Consider the following 15,749-nt stretch of genomic DNA (forward strand, 5'->3'; position numbering starts at 1 on the left):
TACCTACTTCTTCTGTTTGCGTGTCTTCTTCTTAGGCTTGGCTGCTTCTTCCGCAGCGACCATGTCCTCATACATAGCAAACAGGTCGGACAACCTTTCCTCATCCGTTTCGTACGCGCGTTTGGAGTACAGCGAGTCAACGTACATATCAATCTCGTGATGAGCCTGACGCAGGTTTTCCGGCATGAGGTCCGGATCGTAGAGCTGTGCCAACGTCTTATCGCAGTGGTACTCGCGCACATCCAGCACCCGCAGGGCCAGCTCAGTCAAACGTTGCTTCTGCGGATCAGAAAGCTCGGGAACAGGGAAGTTGTTGTAGACGAGGTAGGCTCCGTAGCGATAGTCTGTTTTAAGCTTTCCGCCTACGGCTCCAGCCCAGGCAATGTGCATTTTCGAGGTAAGGAGTCCAAAAAGCCAGGGTTTTGCATCGTAGACAGCATTGGCTGAATCGGCAATTACCGTTTCGGGGCCCAAGTATCCTATCGGAATATACTGGCGCCTTTCTGCGGAGACCCTTGGGACTATGATGGAGTCTGTATTCTTATATGCCATTTGCTTGAATCGGTTTGGGAATTGTGCATAGTCGCGCGTGCTTTGTGCAGAACTCTTTAGCCGCCAATTGGAAACAGCGTCTAAATGTTGAGCGATAAGTTTGTTTAAACGCGCTTGTTCAACGTCGCTGTCTGGGATCCAGAAGCAGAACCGCTCTGTGTCATTTATGAAATCAGCTGCTCCGGTGTATCGTTTGATCCACCTTCTGGATGCGTGATCATTCGCCAACAATTTTTGGCGCTCATCTGCTTCGAGTATTAGGTGGCCGCCATCCTTTGGCATTGAGCCTAGGGTCATTCGGGGTAACCAGGTAGTGATGGGGGTGGTTCTCCGTCGCACAAAGACATCGGGTGCGTCACTTAGGTATCCATTCAGGTTAGATACTTGTTTTCGTATACCGTCGGTAAACAGAAATTTTGATTTCTTTTGTACTCTTCGCATTCCCAAAACGATTACAGTGACTCCTGCATTTTGCCTTGCATTATTTGCCCATTTGAAGGAGGAGTGTCCAAATCCGATTTCAACTCCTGCAGTTGTGAAGTATGGGAACATTAGTCCGACGTGCTCGCCTTGTACTACCGAGTTAGTGGATACGAATGCGAGCTCTGCGTCCGTGCCAGAGATGTAATCCGCTCCCTTGACAAACCATAAAGCTATGTAGTCGAGGTCTTTGGAGTACTTTCTTTCGCCAAAAACGTAAGGATAATCGGCTTTCAACTCGGCTGGTTGTGATTTTCCACCCTTATAAGGTGGATTACCAATCAAGTAAATCTCATCTGTCCCGTTGTTCGGGCACACCTCGTTCCAGTCAATGCGGGTGGCGTTACCGGCGTGGATTTGTCCGGTTTCCTTGAGGGGGATGAGGGGGATAGAGAGGGCCTGACCCCCGGAAGGTAGACACGTCGGGGGTTAGCTATGCTGCTTGGGTCAGTGTAGCTGATGTGAGTTCTTCGAAGTCATCGGGGGCTAGAAGGTTGCACCAGGAGTGTCGTCTGCGCGTGTTGTAGCGCATGCACCATCGGAAGACTTCTTGGCGGCAGATGATGGGATTGTCAAAGACTTTCCGATCACGCAGAACTTCACGCTTTAGGGTGGCGTTAAATGATTCTGCCAGGGCATTATCGGCACTCGTTCCCACTGCTCCCATGGATTGGCGAACACCAAGTACAGCGCAGTGCTCTCTAAATGCTTGTGAGGTGTACACACTGCCGTGATCGGAATGGAAAATTGCCCCTTTAAGGCTTCCGCGGACTTTTCTGGCATGAGATAAAGCTTCGATAACCAGCGATACCCGCATGTGGTCAGCGAGTGCATGGCCGACGAGCTTGCGTGAGTAAACGTCAATGACCGTGGCTAGGTACATGTTCTTGCCGCCCTTACACGGCAGGTAGGTGATATCGCCTACGTAGACGTGGTTTGGCCTGTCAGCTGTGAATTTGCGGCCTATTAAATCTGGCATGACTCGACGGCCAGGCTTGCGCCTGGTGGTGATGCATCGACGCCGTTTAGTAAAGCCTTTTAGCCCCATGGATTTCATGATGCGTGCGACCTTCTTGTGATTGATCGGAGGAAAGTCCGTATCGTCGTTGAGGCTTGCAGCGATGCGTTTAGCACCATAAAGCCCGTGCTCATTATCGAAGATGGTCTTGATTCTCGCACCAATAAGGGCATCGGAACACGTCTTTAACCTGCGTTTTTCGCGGGTGTTGACCCATTTGTAGAACGAGGAGCGATTGAGCTTTAACACGTGGCACATCCGCTTGACCGAGTATTCGGTTCGGTGGTCATCGACAAACTGGAAGCGGATTACCAGCGTGTCTCTTCGGCAAAATATTTCGCGGCCTTGCGCAGGATGTCGCGTTCTTCGCGCAGCTTTGCGTTTTCTTTTTCTAGCTGGCGGATCCGCTCAGAATCGGTTGTCGCCTGAGTCTTGTCACGCATGGTCTTCGTGCGGGCACGTTTGCCGGTGCCGTACTGCTTGATCCAGGAATAAAGTGAGGAGCGATTGACTCCAAGCTCTGCTGAAGCCGCGTGAAGTGAGAGGTCCTCATTGTTTTCGTAGAGGGCCACAGCATCACGTTTGAACTGTTCGGAGTACCTAGGCATGGTGGTAGATTACCTTTCTTCCCAACCCAACTGGGCTGGATATCAGGTGTCTACCAAACAGGGGTCAGGTCCAGATGCCGAACTGCTCTTGGAACTCGCGGTTCATTTGGTGTTTGGCAATCCACATGGAGAGGATGGCTACTTCGACAGCGAAGTCATCGATTTCGATGCCATAGAAGTTCTCAATGTTGATGCGGGATTCATTGAACAGGGCGTGGTTGGAACCGAGTTCGCTTTGGCGTTGCAGAATGGCGTGCTCGAGGCGGCGTAGTTCTTTGTACGCAATGACGAGGAAGTTGCCGGAGCCACAGGCCGGGTCGAAAACCCTGATGCGAGCGATGCGGTCGAGCAGCTTGTCCAGCTTCTTGGTGCTGTCGTAGGCCTTGTCGAATTCCTCCTTGAGCTCGTCCATGAAGAGGGGTTCGATGGTCTTCAAGATGTTCGGCACAGACGTGTAGTGCTGGCCCAGGTTGGAACGCTTACCAGGGGCCACGACTGCCTGGAACATGGAGCCGAAGATGTCCGGGTTGATGTTCAGCCAGATCTGACGGCCCAGACCAATGAGCATCTCACGGGCCTTGGGGGAGAAGCGTGGGACTGTTAGATGGGCGTCCGCGCGGAAAAGGCGGCCGTTGACGTAAGGGAAGTCAGCTAAGTGGCCGGGCTTTTTCTTCGGGTCGGCTTCATCCAAAGCGGCGAAAAGATCGCGAATGAAGTCGGCCGTGTCCGAACCATCTTCCAGCGTGTGGGAGCCCACTGCGTTGGTGAATTGGTTCTCCCCGAAGATGCCGGTGTCCTCGGCGAAGTAGCAGAATAAAAGGCGGGTAAAGAAGACATTGAGCCCGTGGCGTTGCTCGGTGTCCTCCATGAGGCCGGGGTTGGCGGAGGCGAGCTCGTCGAAAAGCTGGCCCATTTTTTCTGCGGCCTTGACGTCCGCGTGGGACTCCGCCGTGTACTGGGCCTTCTCCATGCCCGCCCATGGGAGGAAGAACGTGAAGTGCTGGTCAATATCGCGCAGGGGGAAAGCACGGTTCTCCGTGGTCTTGAGATCGTAAGCGATCATCTTCGTGTAGTCGGAGACAATGACGAAGCGAGTGGCGAACTTCACCACCGTAGGGGAGACGCGCAGTCGTTCCAGTTCTTCAAGCAGATCGCCTGTCGTTTCGCGGAAGTAAATGACATTCTTCTGAGCTACTTCGTGTGCCGGATCATCAGCGATGTTGAGAGAGCCATTACGGAGGCGCGTGATGTTTCCCTTGGAGCGGCCGTAGGCAAGCATGAGATCGAAGATGAACTCGCGGTCATACTCATCTTTCCCAGCAAGCGGTTTGATGCGTTCTTCGATTGCTTTGAGGCTGAGTCTTGCCACCTAGTTCACCCTTCAGTTCAGTGGAATAGCCCTCGGCAGGCTGGCGTTCATAAAGCTAGGAGTCGATCTTAGTGTTGGCGTCGATCGAGTGTGTCCGTTACGCGCACTAATGTTGATTGATGGATTAGCTATCCATCACGAAGCCTCGTTTACCCTCAAGGAGAACCAACCCATGACGCACCGCGCAGACGCAGGGCTTGAGCAGGCTCGGGAAACGTCGGCGGCGCAGACGTCGTTTGTGCCGCAGCCAGGAAACCAGGAGGCGCGCCGGGCGGATTTGCGCCGTTGGAAGGCGATTGCGCTGTCCTTCCTGATTGCTGCGGCGGTGATCTTTTTGGGGTGCTCGTGGTGGCAGGCGTCGGCAAGCGGGGCTCCCGTCTGGGTGGGCTACGTGCGCGCGGCGGCAGAGGCAGGAATGGTCGGTGGATTGGCGGACTGGTTCGCCGTGACCGCGCTGTTCCGCCGGCCCATGGGGCTGCCCATCCCGCACACCGCGCTTATCCCCAACAACAAGGACCGCGTGGGTGATGCGCTCAAGGACTTCGTGGAGGAGAACTTCCTCACCGCGGATGCGCTCAGCGCCAAGGTACGGGAGGCGGAGATTCCGCTGTGGCTGGCGCGCCAGGGCGTGGAGCCAGGGCGGGCGGAGGAGGTCTCCGCATGGATTGGTGAGCGCGCAGCCAGCGTGGTCGCGGACCTAGACCCAGCGGAGGCGGAGCAGTTCATCCGCACCCAGGTCATGGACCGTCTGGCAGAGCCGGAGTGGGGCCCGCCGCTGGGACGCCTACTGGAGGGCTATATCGCGGAAGGCAAGGCGCGGCCGCTAGAGGATGACCTCATTGAGTGGGCGCACGGGAAGATCCTCGGCATGGAATCCACGGTGGTCACCGCCATCGATGAGCGCATGCCCGGCTGGGCGCCACGCTTTGCCCGCGAGATGGTGGGGGAGAAGGTCTACGCCGAGCTCGTGGAATTCGCCGATGAGGTCCGCCGCAACGGCAACCATGAAGCCCGCCTGGCCATTCGCCGTAACCTGTCCAAGCTGGCTTCGGACCTGCAGTGGGATGAAGATATGCGCGGGCGCATCGAGGGAATTAAGCAGGAGATGCTGGCCTCCGATCAGGCACAGAAGGCGCCGGCGGCGATGTGGGCGACGGTCTCCTCCACTCTCATTGAGCAGCTCACCGACCCGGAGTCCTTCCTGCGCCAGAAGATCACCGCCAAGGTGAAAGAATTGGCACACCGCCTGCTGGAGGATTCGGAGTTCCTGGCCCAGGCCAACGAGCTGGTGGATAAGGCCGCGCGCTACGCGGTGGAGAAGTTCGCACCGGAGATCATCGCGATTATTCCGGAGACCATTAAGCGCTGGGATGCCCAGGAGGCTTCCGAGAATATCGAGCTCATGGTGGGCAAGGACCTGCAGTTCATTCGCCTGAACGGCACGGTCGTGGGTGCACTGGCTGGGTTGGTTATCTACACTGTTAATCATCTGCTTTTTGGCGTCTAACAAGGAGTGACGACCATGTCCGTATTTGACTCAATCAAGAATGCCGGTTCCTCTGCTTTTGATGTGGCCAAGGATTTTGGTGGCCGTTTCAAGGAAGAGCGCCAGAATCAAGCCCAGAGCGCGCAGGCGGATCGCATCGCCCGCGCCGCCGATGCGGCAGGTATGGGTGATGGCACCGCGAAGGAAGAATCCTTCTTCGACCGCGTAACCTCCACGGCGAAGAACCTGGGGGAGTCCGTGTCCTCCGCAGCGCGTGAGACCCGCAACTCGCAGTCTTTTGAGAAGGCCCGCGAGGATTTCAACACCGCCGTCAACGAGACCCGTGAGGGCGTGCAGGGCGCTATCAACAACGCCAAGGAGCAGCGCGCGGAGGGCAAGCATGCCCAGCAGCCGCAGGAGCCGCAGAGCCCGCGCAACCCCTATGCCCCGAAGCCGAATGACGATGTCATTGACGGCGAAGTAGTTGACGAGAACTAGTTAGTCTTTCTTGATGCACACTTTTTTAAACATTATCGCGGCGATACCGCAGTACATCTTTATGGCGGTATCCCTCTTTGCCCTCATCGGTGCTGTCCTAGCGGCGATGACGCGGGAGGATGCTTTCCGCGCCGGTGACCGCCAGAACAAATGGGTGTGGGTCGGGCTGCTCTTCGGTTCCGCCCTGTTGATGAACCTGCCGCTGCCCTTTGTCAGCTGGATTGGCGCCATCATTACCGGCGTGTACTGGTTTGACGTGCGCCCGCAGCTCAAAGCCATCATCAACGGCGATTATTCCTACTAATGCTGAATCTGCTTGAGGCCTCCGTGGAGGAGGTGCGAAGCCAGTCGGCGGGGCAGCATCGAGTGCTTGTCTCCCCGCACCACGTGCTTGCCGCTGAGGGCGCCGAGCACGTCATTGCCGTTGCCGGTTATCCCACCGGGCGCCACCACTCGTTGGTGAAGGCGGCGGAGGCGCGGCTGGCAGTTCAGTCTGGTGCGGCCGAGGTGTGGGTCGCGGTGGATGCGCTGCTAGGGGATGCCACCTCGCTCCTCTCCGAGCTCGTCACCCTCCGCGAAGCCTGCCCGCTGCCCGTGCGCTTGGGGCTCATTCTTCCTGAGTATCCAGCTCTGCCGGTGGTGGAGTATGTGCGTGCTGCCGAGCAGGCGGGCTATCAGTGCCTCATCGAAACGGGCTCCGTCGTTTCAGACGACGAAGCCCCGGATACGCAGCTCTCCATAGAGAGCCTTTAACTCTGTGCTTTAGTTTCAGTCCTTAGTTGGCCGGTGCCTGCTGTGCTGGTGCGGTGGCGGAATCGAGTTCGCTCATAGGAACGTCGTGGCCAATGAGAGTGAGCGTGAGCTCGCCAGCCCCAACATCCACGGACTCGAAGGTCAGCTGCTGGCCCGCGAGCTGTTCCTCCATGCCTTCGGCCAAGGCATTCGAAATCGCGGAGGTTGCCTGCTCGGGCAGGTCGAAGCCGAAGAGCGATGCTTCCTTTGCATCGATGGCGAGCTTGCCGTCGCGAGCCTCTGGCTTGAGCGAGAGCGTGGCCAGGCCGCCGGCAAATTCCACCTCGAGGTCATCCTCGGCATCGTTGGCGGTAATCGCGGTGACCACGAGGTTGCCCAAAGCGTCATAGCCAGACTGCTCAGCAATGGCCTTTTGGAAGCTCGCGAGCAGGAACTGATCCGGAACGGTGGTCGAGGCCCGCAGAGTGCCCGCGACCGGCTCCTGGGACAGCGTCATGTCTTCGACATGGATATCAGCGGCCGGCTGGCCGGTGATAGTGGTGCCATCAATCTTCAGCGTGGACGGGGTCTTCATATCCATCTGCGAAATTTTCCCGTTGAGCAAGCCAAAAACCATGGGGCTGGCACCAAAGCTCACCTCCGGTTCCTCGGAGGTCTCCACGCCTTGTTCCTTGGCGGACTGGGTGAATTCGCTCTTCATTTGCGAGCCCAAGAACCAGCGTATGCCGAGCTCAGCTACCAAGATGATGAGCAGGAGTGCGACGAGCACGCCGATGAAGATTTTCCAGGCCGTTGAGGCGGGAGATTTAGAAGAAGCCATGACTACTAGTGTGGCGCACGGGCTTAAAGTTGGCCAACTACGAGGTCCCAATCCACTGTGAGCACGTTATCCCGCAGGCGGCGGTTCACCGGATGGATGGGCACTGTCTGCCGGAGTTCTTCGCGCGCCATGCGCCAGCGCACCCGCGGGCCATACGGCGACCAGCCGGCGGCGCGGTCCCAGGCAGCGTCCGCTGCTTGCAAGAGCTCGTGGATCGGCTCGCCCGGCACGTTGCGGTGGATGAGGATTTTGGGCAGTCGCTCCGCGATATCGCTGGGGCGCTCAACGTCGAAGGGATCCCAGGCGAGGGTTAGGGTGCGTGGGCCGGCGGCGCTGAGAAGCACCCAGGCTGCCCTGCGCCCCAGCTCGTCGCAGGTTCCCTCCACGAAGAAGCCGCCGGGTGCCAGGCGCGAGGTCACCGTGTTCCAGGCCTTCTCCACTTGGTCGACGTCATACTGGCGCAGCACGTTGAAGGCGCGCACCAGGTGCGGGCGGTAGCCAGCGAGCTCAAACCCGCCGAGCTCAAAGGTCACGCCATCGCGCGGCGGCAGGACGCGCTCGGGGGAAATCTCAAGGCCCGTTACCCGAGTGTTCGGGTTAACGCTGCGCAGCCAGCCGGCCCACTCCACCGTGGTGGTGTGGGAGGCGCCGTAGCCGACGTCGAGAGCCAGCGGCTTAGTTGTGGAGCGCAGCAGCGAGGAAATGTCCGGGTGCGCCACCATCCACCGATCGCAGCGGCGTAGGCGGTTGGGGTTGGTGGTGCCGCGGGTAATAACGCCAAAAGGCCGACCAGCGCTTTCCTGAGCCCTCAGGTTATGCGCGTGATCGGCCATGGCAACAACTGTGGTGTAGAGAGTTGTTTAGAGGTTGTTGGAGATCCACTCTTCGGTGAGCTTGCCCTCGTTCGTGTAGAGCTCCTGCAGAGCCTCAGCGACCTTCGGCTCGATGGCAGCGCCCATCATCGGGATGTTGACGGAAACCTCGGTGACGTAATCCAGAACGGTGGTCTCATCCTGGGACTTGTAGGTGATGTCACCCTTGAAGTCGACCGGGGTGCCCTTGACGTCAGCGGTGAAGGAGACGGAAATCTGCTCGTCCACCAGCTCGCCGATGGTCACGGTGCGCTTCTCCTTGAGGTCCTGGGAGACCATGGCGCGAACAGCCTCCGGGAGGAGGGAGGTCGGAAGAATTTCGTAGAGCACAGCGGTGTTGCCGGTGAACTCGTGCACGGTACCCGGTTCCGGGGACAGCTTGGCCACAATGAAGTCCCAGTACTCCCGAGTGGTCAGTGCCTTGTGCACCTTATCGATGGGCTGGTTGATGATAACGGTGTTTTCGCTACGGGTTGACATGAGTTACAGACTACCTTGGTAGACGTGCTAGATAAATTCCTGACCCTCGCTGACATTGACGGAGTCACTCTGGATTCCGAGACCACCTTCGCTGATCTCACGACGCTGCGCATCGGTGGTGCACCGCTGGTGACGGTGCGCTGCGGCAGCGCTGAGTCGGCGGTTGCGGCCTTGGCCGCGCTTGACGACGCCTCCCAGGACTACCTCGTCGTCGGCGGTGGCTCCAACCTCGTGGTGGCGGAAGGCCAGTTGGATGTCGTGGTTGTCATCCTCGATTTCGAGGACATCGACGTCACCGTGGCCAACGGACTCGTGCGCGCTGATGCGGGCGCGGTGTGGGATGACGTCGTGGCCCTGACCGTGGAGTGCGGCCTGGGCGGCATTGAGTGCCTGTCCGGCATCCCGGGCAATGCGGGTGCCGTACCGGTACAGAACGTCGGCGCCTATGGCGCGGAGACCTCCGACGTCCTCACGCAGGTCTACCTCTATGAGCGCGCCACCCGCACCGCGACGTGGGTACCGGCGGAAGAACTGGAGCTGGCCTACCGTTACTCCAACCTGAAGTTCACCGGGCGCGGCGTGGTGTTGGCTATTGAGCTGCAGCTCACCACCGATGGACTGTCCAAGCCCCTGCGCTTTGGCCAGCTCACCCAGAACCCCGGTGAGCGCCGCCCCGTGGCCGACGTCCGCGAGGAAGTACTGAAGCTGCGCCGCGGCAAAGGCATGGTGCTCGACCCGCAAGACCACGACACTTGGTCAGCCGGTTCTTTCTTTACCAACCCCATCGCGGAACCACAAGTTGCCGATTCCATCCAGGAAGCTGTCCGCGCCGCCCGCGGCGATGAGGATGCGGACCGCATGCCTCGACACGCGGCGGCTGAAACCACCGCGTCGGGAGAAAGAAAAGAAAAGCTCTCCGCCGCGTGGCTCATCGAGCGAGCCGGCTTTGCCAAGGGCTACCCGGGTGAAGAGTCGGGTGCGAAGGCAACCTTGTCCACCAAGCACACCCTGGCGCTGACCAACCGCGGTGAGGCCACTGCAGACGACATCGTTGCGCTGGCCCGCGACATTCGCGCCGGGGTTCAGAAGGCCTTCGGCGTGACTTTGGAGCCGGAGCCCATCTGGCTGGGTGTGAGTATTTAAGGAGGACTGGGGTGGCTAGGCCATGACGTTGAGCCACTCATCCTTGGCCGCGAGGAAATCGCGTGCGGCCTCCTGTGCGCCCTCGAGTGAGTGGTGGGCGCCCCAGCCGCACTGTACCTCGTTGGCGGCGGGAACCTCGGTGGCGTTGAGGATGTCATTGAGTGCGCCCTCGACGGCGCGGAGCAGCTCGTCCTGCTCCATGCCGTTGGTGATGGCGTAGAAGCCGGTGCGGCAGCCCATCGGGGCAAAACCGATGAGCTTGTCGGTGTAGTTACGCATGAAGTTGGCCATCATGTGCTCGACCGAGTGCAGTGCTTCGGTACCGAGGTGCTCTTTGTTGGGCTGGCAGAAGCGCAGGTCATACTTGATAATCTCGACCCCGCCGCCCAGATCGGTACGGTCGGCGACGCGGATATAGGGGGCGGCGACAAGCCGGTGGTCGAGCTCGAAGGACTTTACGTTGATCTTGTTCTCGGAGTTCTTCTCAGTCATGCTTTCCCAGTGTAACCACGGCTTAGCCTGTGGCCTGAGTGTCCTTCCCCTGAATGCGGGCTGTGCCGCATACGCTGGTCAGATATGAGCGAAGAGGAGACCCGAGGCAACGCTATGCCGGCCGAGGAGCCGGAGACCATCGTGCCGTTTAAGAGCTCGACCGTCCTGGAGGTCCAGGGACACGATGATGAGCGCAACCCCCTCGCCAAAGGTAATCGCCTGCGCAAGGAGAGCTGGGGGCTAGTCATCCGCCGCACGTGGAATGACTTCTTCCACGATGCTTTCATGGACCGCGCCGCGGGAATGACCTATTTCACGCTCATGGCTTTTGCGCCCACGGTGCTGGCCGCCTATTCCATCGCCACGCTCATCTTCTCCTCCCGCCAAGCGGAAGTGGAGCAGCTGACTTCTGAGTTCATTGAGCAATACGTTCCCGGTTCGCTATCAGAACAAGCCCATACGGTCGTCGGCACGATTATCGGATCCAGCGCGCAGGGCACGTTGGCGCTGGTCATCTCCCTGGCCATTTCGCTGTTTTCAGCATCGGCGTATGTGCGGGCCTTCTCGCGGACAGCCAATACCGTGTACGGCCGGGTGGAGGGCCGTGGCATCATCCGGACGTGGGCGCTGATGTGGGGGCTGACAGCGGTCATCGTGGTGGGCGCGGTCATCGTGCTCTTTGCCAACTTGCTGCGTGATGCAGTTCTTAATGAGGGGCTGATTCCGCTTGCGCGCAATGTAGGACTAGAAGACGTCGCCACGTACTTGGTGCGAATCTTCCTGCCGGTGTGGAACTGGCTGCGCTTTCCCGTCACGGTGGTAGTGGTGCTCACGCTCATCGCGGTGCTTTATCATTTCAGCCCCAACGTGCGGCCCGGACGCTTTAGGTGGATTACCTATGGTTCCGTGGTGGCGCTCGTGGGCACGGTTGCGTCTTGGGGCTTGGTAGGCCTCTACCTGAAGTACTTCGCTGCGGCCAGCGCCTATGGTGCGCTGAGCACCGTCATGGCGGTCTTCGTGGCCACGTGGCTGATGAACACGGTGCTGATCGTCGGTCTCAAGATTGATGCGGAGGTGCTGCGCGCCAAGGAGCTGCAGCTGGGATTGCACTCCGAGCGTTTCATCCAAGCCCCGCCGCGCGCCGATAATTCTTCCCAAGCTCAGGCCCGCGCCCAGGAGAGCTTGGAGCAAAGGGCGCGTGAGATTTCAGATAACGCGCGGCAGGCGCAGGATGATCTGGTGGAGGAAGCAGAGGGAGCAGGCAAAAACGCGCCTAGCTGACAAAACCTTGCCCCCGCGTTGCATGGATCGGCGATAAGTTTGGCAGATAGGACACCTGCGACGCCTTTGGGGCACTTGGGCGCAGGCAGAAAAGAAGCCGAGGATGCCCGCTTCTTTGCGGACGTCCTCGGCTTGTTCTTAGGGCTTGCTGTTAGGGGCCAGCGCCTTAGGCGGAGGGGTAGGTGCCGTCCTCGGTGAGGCGCGCGGAGTCGTCGAGAAGCATGGCAATCTCGGCGGCCTTGGCATCCTGTGTCGGGAGGCGGCGGCCTTCGATGACCTCAAACAGCGGGGCGCGGCCCAACATGCCGGACTCGAAGTGGGCGCGGCCAGCACGCAGGCGCTGCTCGGCGCGCTCACGCCACTGGGAAGCGGCATCCGCCCCGCGCTGCTGGGACACGGCCTGCTCGAACACGCCTGGGTGGGCGTAAACGATGAGCGCGCTGACGTGGCCGAAGCCGAGCGAGGTCAGCGCCGCGGCCTTCACGCTGTGGCCCGCCGCAGCGAGGTCCAGCGGGGAGCGCAGCCACACCAGGTTCGGCGCCTTCGGGGCGATGAGCGGGTCGACGCAGTCCAGGGACACGTTCGCCGGGATGCGGTGCGTGCGGAAGACGTCGATGATGCCGCCGGTCTGGAAGAGCGCGGCACCCGCTTTGGAGTGGCCGGTGAGTGTCTTCTGGGAGATGAAGCGCTCGTCGATGCCGCCGGCGACCACGACGTCGGCCTTGCCCAGTGCACTCTTGCTGCATAACCCAGATAAAGATCCAGCCCACTCTCGACTAGGTCGAGGCGGGCTGAACGATTAAACGAAGCTTGTCACGGTGCACAACACCCCGCCAGACGGACGAACAAATGAGCAGGCAGCGAATGCGGTTGAATGGATGGTGTCAAGTTTTTCGTGGCTGGCTGAATTTTCCTTGCATCACCAATCGCATGTAGAAATCGCGTAGATCGTGTAGGCTCACACGCAGCACTAACAGCCCGAAAGAAGAAGAACAAGAAAGCATAAAGGAGGCGAACCGCGATGATGACCCACAACAATCAGCCGCTAGGACGCCTCTTTAAGCAACTCTTCTAACAGGCTGACTTGACCATTTCCCGGGAAAGCGGCCCTGCTTATCCCGGACGTTGGTGCCAGCCGCGCGACCCGCGCGCACAACTCACAAGTCAGCCGCCCAAGCAGGCCCTTTCTCACGAACTGCGTTACGCAAACGCAGAGAAAGGCTCTCTTATGCGCCTGCACAACTTCGCCTCCATTGTTGAAGACAAGACGGTGGCGCAGGCACAACTCGTCGCTGACCTGCCCTTCGTCCACCCACACGTGGCGCTCATGCCTGATGCCCACTTTGGCAAGGGCTCCTCGGTCGGCACCGTCTTCGGCACGCTGCGTGCCGTCATCCCGGCGGCCGTCGGCGTGGACATCGGCTGCGGCATGATTGCCGTCCGGACCCACCTCACGCACGCGGAGATCCAGGACTTCGCTCTCGAGGACCTGCGCACCGCGGTCGAAGACTCCATTCCGCTCTCGCCCGGAAACTACAACGGTTGGATCATGGACCCGCGCACCGAGGCCCGCACGCGCGAGCTCTCGCAGCTGGCCCAGGACACCGGCGTGGATCTCGGCCACTCCAAAAACTGGCGTCAGCAGCTGGGCAGCCTGGGCGGCGGCAACCACTTCATCGAGCTGTGTCTCGACGAATCCGACCGCGTCTGGCTGTTCCTGCATTCTGGCTCGCGCGGCGTGGGCAACAAGATTGCCCAGAAGCACATCAAGGCCGCGCAGCGTCACTGCGAGAAGCACTGGATCCAGCTCGCGGACAAGGACCTGGCCTACCTCGTCGAGGGCACGGAAGAGTTCGACTCCTACATTGCGGATCTCCACTGGGCACAGCACTTTGCGCTGCTCAACCGCGATGAGATGATGGATCGTTTCCTCGACTGCGTCGCCACCTGGTCTGGCGCGGATCGCGAGGCCCTCGAGCTCGAGCGCATCAACTGCCGCCACAACTACACCCAGCGCGAGAACCACTACGGTAAGAACGTGTGGCTCACGCGTAAGGGCGCCATCAAGGCGGACGAAGGCGACCGCGGCCTCATCCCCGGCTCGATGGGCACCGCTAGCTACGTCGTGGAAGGCAAGGGCTACCCGCCGGGCCTCAAGTCTGCGTCGCACGGCGCGGGTCGCGTCATGTCGCGCACCCAGGCCAAGGCCCGCTTCACCGAGGCGGACCTTGCCGCACGCATGGAAGGGATCGTCTATCGTCCCGGCGCCGAGTTCGTCGATGAGATTCCGGACGCCTATAAGGACATCGACCGCGTGATGGCCGATGCCGCCCAGCTCGTTGAGGTCAAGCACACCCTGCGCCAGATCCTCAACGTCAAGGGCACCTAACCTGCGCCATGATGGGACCGTCATTTTTAGTGACGGTCCCTTTCAAGCTTTCCGATGTCCCCTCCTGCAGCGTCGCATCAGCACGACGTTTTGCCTTATGTAAGGAAACAAAGTGCGTGACCACTATTGATTACTTTTTATTTATCGCGAAGGGCTGGAACTGCACGTCCAGTCGGAGGTGAAAGCCGAGTATTAAACTGCGTCGAGGCGAGTTGGCGTTCAGCATCGTCGACCAACATGAAAACATCGTCAGCGAAGTAACCGAGAAGCCCGCCCGCACCGATGACTTTCTTACGCAGAATGCCAGCGTCGGTGAGTGAATCGAGAGCATCTCGGGCCGTGCTTGTCGATGAAATCCCCAGCTCGGACTTCACGATGGACACCGTGACCAAAGGCATGGCAGGAAGCTTCTTGAGCAGTTGGAACTCTGTCGAATTCGATTTCAATGCGCGCTTGCTTCCTTGCGCAGTGCGGTGGTGATTGACCTTGTCCATCCATTCTGCTTCTAGGGCGGCGACGCTATCCGCAAGTTCAGCTGCTTTGGTGGTGGCAACTTGTGCAGCCTCGACGAAGAAGGAGATCCATGCCAGCACGTCACCCTCGCGGAATTTCGTGAGTCCGTCGACGTAACGGTCACCGAGTGTTGCCAGAACCATACTGACGGGGAGAACTGCAGCATCGGTGAGCCCTCTGCGCTGCAAAAGTGCGTGAATCATGGCTCGCCCCACGCGTCCATTCCCATCCGGGAATGGGTGGATGGTCTCGAACTGTGCATGAACGAGCGCTGCTTGAACGAGCGCCGCGTGGTCTGCCCCGTTGAAGTATTCAATGAGATCGTCGAGGAGTCCTGGGACTTGTGTAGGAGGCGGGGGGGACAAAAGCCGCATCGATGGGGTGATAGTCAGATCCGCCAATCCAGTTTTGAGTAGTACGTACTCCTTGCAAAGGCTTTTCTGCAACGAGCGCTGTCTGCATTGCAACAATGTCATCCAGGACCAGCTCGTCTTTGTAAGCCAAGTCTGTATTGATGGTGTCGAGGATGGCGACATTGCGGGCGACAGCTGTTGCGGATTCTTTGAAACCCCGAATTTCGGAATCTGATTCGCGCGCGAGGATCGCCATGGCCACTTTGTCGGAGTTGGGAGCGATTCCCTCGATCCGGGAGGAAGCGACGGCCTCAGAACGGAGCAGGAGTCGCGCAACTCCTTCAAGGGAGTGGGTATTGTCTCTCATCCCAAGATTGTGAATCTCCCGCTCGATGCGAACGATACGTCGCGAGAGCTCGGACGGAAGCTTCAACGACATGCCTGCGAGGGGATCGGGAACGAAAGCGTGATACTTACCTCCTTGTTTGGCGCGTCGAGAAAGACCGCTGCCATCAGCGGGGATCCATTCCAATTCGACTGTCTTTGCCACAGTTGACTCCTCTCATGCGCTCGACGCATTGGGGATAAGACTTATCCCGGTAGATCGATTTCTTAGTTTACCGGGATAGCTGTTATCCCGGT

At 59.3% G+C, this 15,749-nt stretch carries 13 protein-coding genes and 3 pseudogenes; 7 read left to right on the forward strand and 9 right to left on the reverse strand.

The window, feature by feature from the left end:
- Positions 1-3: 3 nt before the first annotated feature.
- From CAURI_RS01485 to CAURI_RS01500, 3 genes and pseudogenes are all read right to left on the reverse strand, one after another.
- Positions 4-1,422 (reverse strand): type IIL restriction-modification enzyme MmeI, encoded by a 1,419-nt coding sequence (locus CAURI_RS01485; RefSeq protein WP_338026541.1) that lies wholly within the window; start codon positions 1,420-1,422, stop codon positions 4-6.
- A 43-nt stretch (positions 1,423-1,465) separates the two neighbouring features.
- A protein-coding gene (locus CAURI_RS01490; RefSeq protein ID WP_420805227.1) for an IS3 family transposase occupies positions 1,466-2,658 on the reverse strand; the annotation gives its coding sequence in 2 pieces (ribosomal slippage) (positions 1,466-2,376 and positions 2,376-2,658; 1,194 coding nt in all).
- Between the two features lie 73 nt (positions 2,659-2,731).
- A pseudogene (locus CAURI_RS01500) lies at positions 2,732-4,027 on the reverse strand (DNA methyltransferase); the annotation flags it as partial.
- Positions 4,028-4,199: 172 nt separating this feature from the next.
- Here CAURI_RS01500 and CAURI_RS01505 point away from each other — a divergent pair.
- From CAURI_RS01505 to CAURI_RS01520, 4 genes are read left to right on the forward strand one after another with little or no spacing between them, the layout of a single operon-like run.
- The gene (locus tag CAURI_RS01505) at positions 4,200-5,534 is read left to right on the forward strand and encodes a DUF445 domain-containing protein (RefSeq protein WP_010189850.1); all 1,335 of its coding nucleotides are present in this window, start codon (positions 4,200-4,202) and stop codon (positions 5,532-5,534) included.
- Between the two features lie 15 nt (positions 5,535-5,549).
- Positions 5,550-6,011 (forward strand): CGLAU_01105 family protein, encoded by a 462-nt coding sequence (locus CAURI_RS01510; protein ID WP_010189849.1) that lies wholly within the window; start codon positions 5,550-5,552, stop codon positions 6,009-6,011.
- A 13-nt stretch (positions 6,012-6,024) separates the two neighbouring features.
- Positions 6,025-6,315, forward strand: coding sequence for a DUF2516 family protein (locus CAURI_RS01515; RefSeq protein ID WP_010189848.1), 291 nt, complete (start codon positions 6,025-6,027; stop codon positions 6,313-6,315).
- Positions 6,315-6,764, forward strand: a complete 450-nt coding sequence (locus CAURI_RS01520) for a hypothetical protein (protein WP_010189846.1) — start codon at positions 6,315-6,317, stop codon at positions 6,762-6,764. The genes CAURI_RS01515 and CAURI_RS01520 overlap by 1 nt, the downstream gene beginning before the upstream one ends.
- A 22-nt stretch (positions 6,765-6,786) precedes the next feature.
- Here CAURI_RS01520 and CAURI_RS01525 read toward each other — a convergent pair whose 3' ends face one another.
- The 3 genes from CAURI_RS01525 to CAURI_RS01535 are packed head-to-tail and all read right to left on the reverse strand — an operon-like array spanning position 6,787 to position 8,936.
- Positions 6,787-7,584 carry an LmeA family phospholipid-binding protein gene (locus CAURI_RS01525; protein WP_010189845.1) on the reverse strand — a complete coding sequence of 266 codons (798 nt, stop codon included), beginning with the start codon at positions 7,582-7,584 and terminating at the stop codon, positions 6,787-6,789.
- Positions 7,585-7,607: 23 nt separating this feature from the next.
- Entirely contained in the window at positions 7,608-8,417 is an 810-nt protein-coding gene (locus CAURI_RS01530) for a class I SAM-dependent methyltransferase (RefSeq protein WP_010189843.1), read from the reverse strand.
- Positions 8,418-8,444: 27 nt separating this feature from the next.
- Positions 8,445-8,936, reverse strand: coding sequence for a DUF2505 domain-containing protein (locus CAURI_RS01535; protein ID WP_010189841.1), 492 nt, complete (start codon positions 8,934-8,936; stop codon positions 8,445-8,447).
- A gap of 24 nt (positions 8,937-8,960) precedes the next feature.
- On the opposite strand from CAURI_RS01535, the gene CAURI_RS01540 reads away from it, so the two are divergent.
- Positions 8,961-10,079 carry a UDP-N-acetylmuramate dehydrogenase gene (locus CAURI_RS01540; protein ID WP_010189839.1) on the forward strand — a complete coding sequence of 373 codons (1,119 nt, stop codon included), beginning with the start codon at positions 8,961-8,963 and terminating at the stop codon, positions 10,077-10,079.
- Positions 10,080-10,094: 15 nt separating this feature from the next.
- On the opposite strand, the gene CAURI_RS01545 is transcribed toward CAURI_RS01540, so the two are convergent.
- Positions 10,095-10,571, reverse strand: a complete 477-nt coding sequence (locus CAURI_RS01545) for an S-ribosylhomocysteine lyase (RefSeq protein WP_010189837.1) — start codon at positions 10,569-10,571, stop codon at positions 10,095-10,097.
- A gap of 114 nt (positions 10,572-10,685) precedes the next feature.
- On the opposite strand from CAURI_RS01545, the gene CAURI_RS01550 reads away from it, so the two are divergent.
- Positions 10,686-11,852, forward strand: coding sequence for a YihY/virulence factor BrkB family protein (locus CAURI_RS01550; RefSeq protein ID WP_010189836.1), 1,167 nt, complete (start codon positions 10,686-10,688; stop codon positions 11,850-11,852).
- Positions 11,853-12,018: 166 nt separating this feature from the next.
- On the opposite strand, the pseudogene CAURI_RS01555 reads toward CAURI_RS01550, so the two are convergent.
- A pseudogene (locus tag CAURI_RS01555) lies at positions 12,019-12,534 on the reverse strand (hypothetical protein); the annotation flags it as partial.
- Between the two features lie 546 nt (positions 12,535-13,080).
- Here CAURI_RS01555 and CAURI_RS01560 point away from each other — a divergent pair.
- The gene (locus CAURI_RS01560) at positions 13,081-14,241 is read left to right on the forward strand and encodes an RtcB family protein (RefSeq protein WP_010187866.1); all 1,161 of its coding nucleotides are present in this window, start codon (positions 13,081-13,083) and stop codon (positions 14,239-14,241) included.
- 137 nt (positions 14,242-14,378) lie between these two features.
- Here the strand turns inward: CAURI_RS01560 and CAURI_RS01565 are convergent.
- A pseudogene (locus CAURI_RS01565) lies at positions 14,379-15,657 on the reverse strand (Fic family protein).
- Positions 15,658-15,749: the final 92 nt, after the last annotated feature.

Origin of the sequence: Corynebacterium aurimucosum ATCC 700975 (genome assembly GCF_000022905.1) — a bacterium.
Taxonomy (GTDB): Bacteria; Actinomycetota; Actinomycetes; order Mycobacteriales; family Mycobacteriaceae; genus Corynebacterium; species Corynebacterium aurimucosum_F.

Coding starts and splice junctions, on each gene's coding strand:
- CAURI_RS01505 (WP_010189850.1), top strand. CDS start 4,200: ATGACGCACCGCGCAGACGCAGGGCTTGAGCAGGCTCGGGAAACGTCG.
- CAURI_RS01510 (WP_010189849.1), top strand. CDS start 5,550: ATGTCCGTATTTGACTCAATCAAGAATGCCGGTTCCTCTGCTTTTGAT.
- CAURI_RS01515 (WP_010189848.1), top strand. CDS start 6,025: ATGCACACTTTTTTAAACATTATCGCGGCGATACCGCAGTACATCTTT.
- CAURI_RS01520 (WP_010189846.1), top strand. CDS start 6,315: ATGCTGAATCTGCTTGAGGCCTCCGTGGAGGAGGTGCGAAGCCAGTCG.
- CAURI_RS01525 (WP_010189845.1), bottom strand. CDS start 7,584: ATGGCTTCTTCTAAATCTCCCGCCTCAACGGCCTGGAAAATCTTCATC.
- CAURI_RS01530 (WP_010189843.1), bottom strand. CDS start 8,417: ATGGCCGATCACGCGCATAACCTGAGGGCTCAGGAAAGCGCTGGTCGG.
- CAURI_RS01535 (WP_010189841.1), bottom strand. CDS start 8,936: ATGTCAACCCGTAGCGAAAACACCGTTATCATCAACCAGCCCATCGAT.
- CAURI_RS01545 (WP_010189837.1), bottom strand. CDS start 10,571: ATGACTGAGAAGAACTCCGAGAACAAGATCAACGTAAAGTCCTTCGAG.
- CAURI_RS01550 (WP_010189836.1), top strand. CDS start 10,686: ATGCCGGCCGAGGAGCCGGAGACCATCGTGCCGTTTAAGAGCTCGACC.
- CAURI_RS01560 (WP_010187866.1), top strand. CDS start 13,081: ATGCGCCTGCACAACTTCGCCTCCATTGTTGAAGACAAGACGGTGGCG.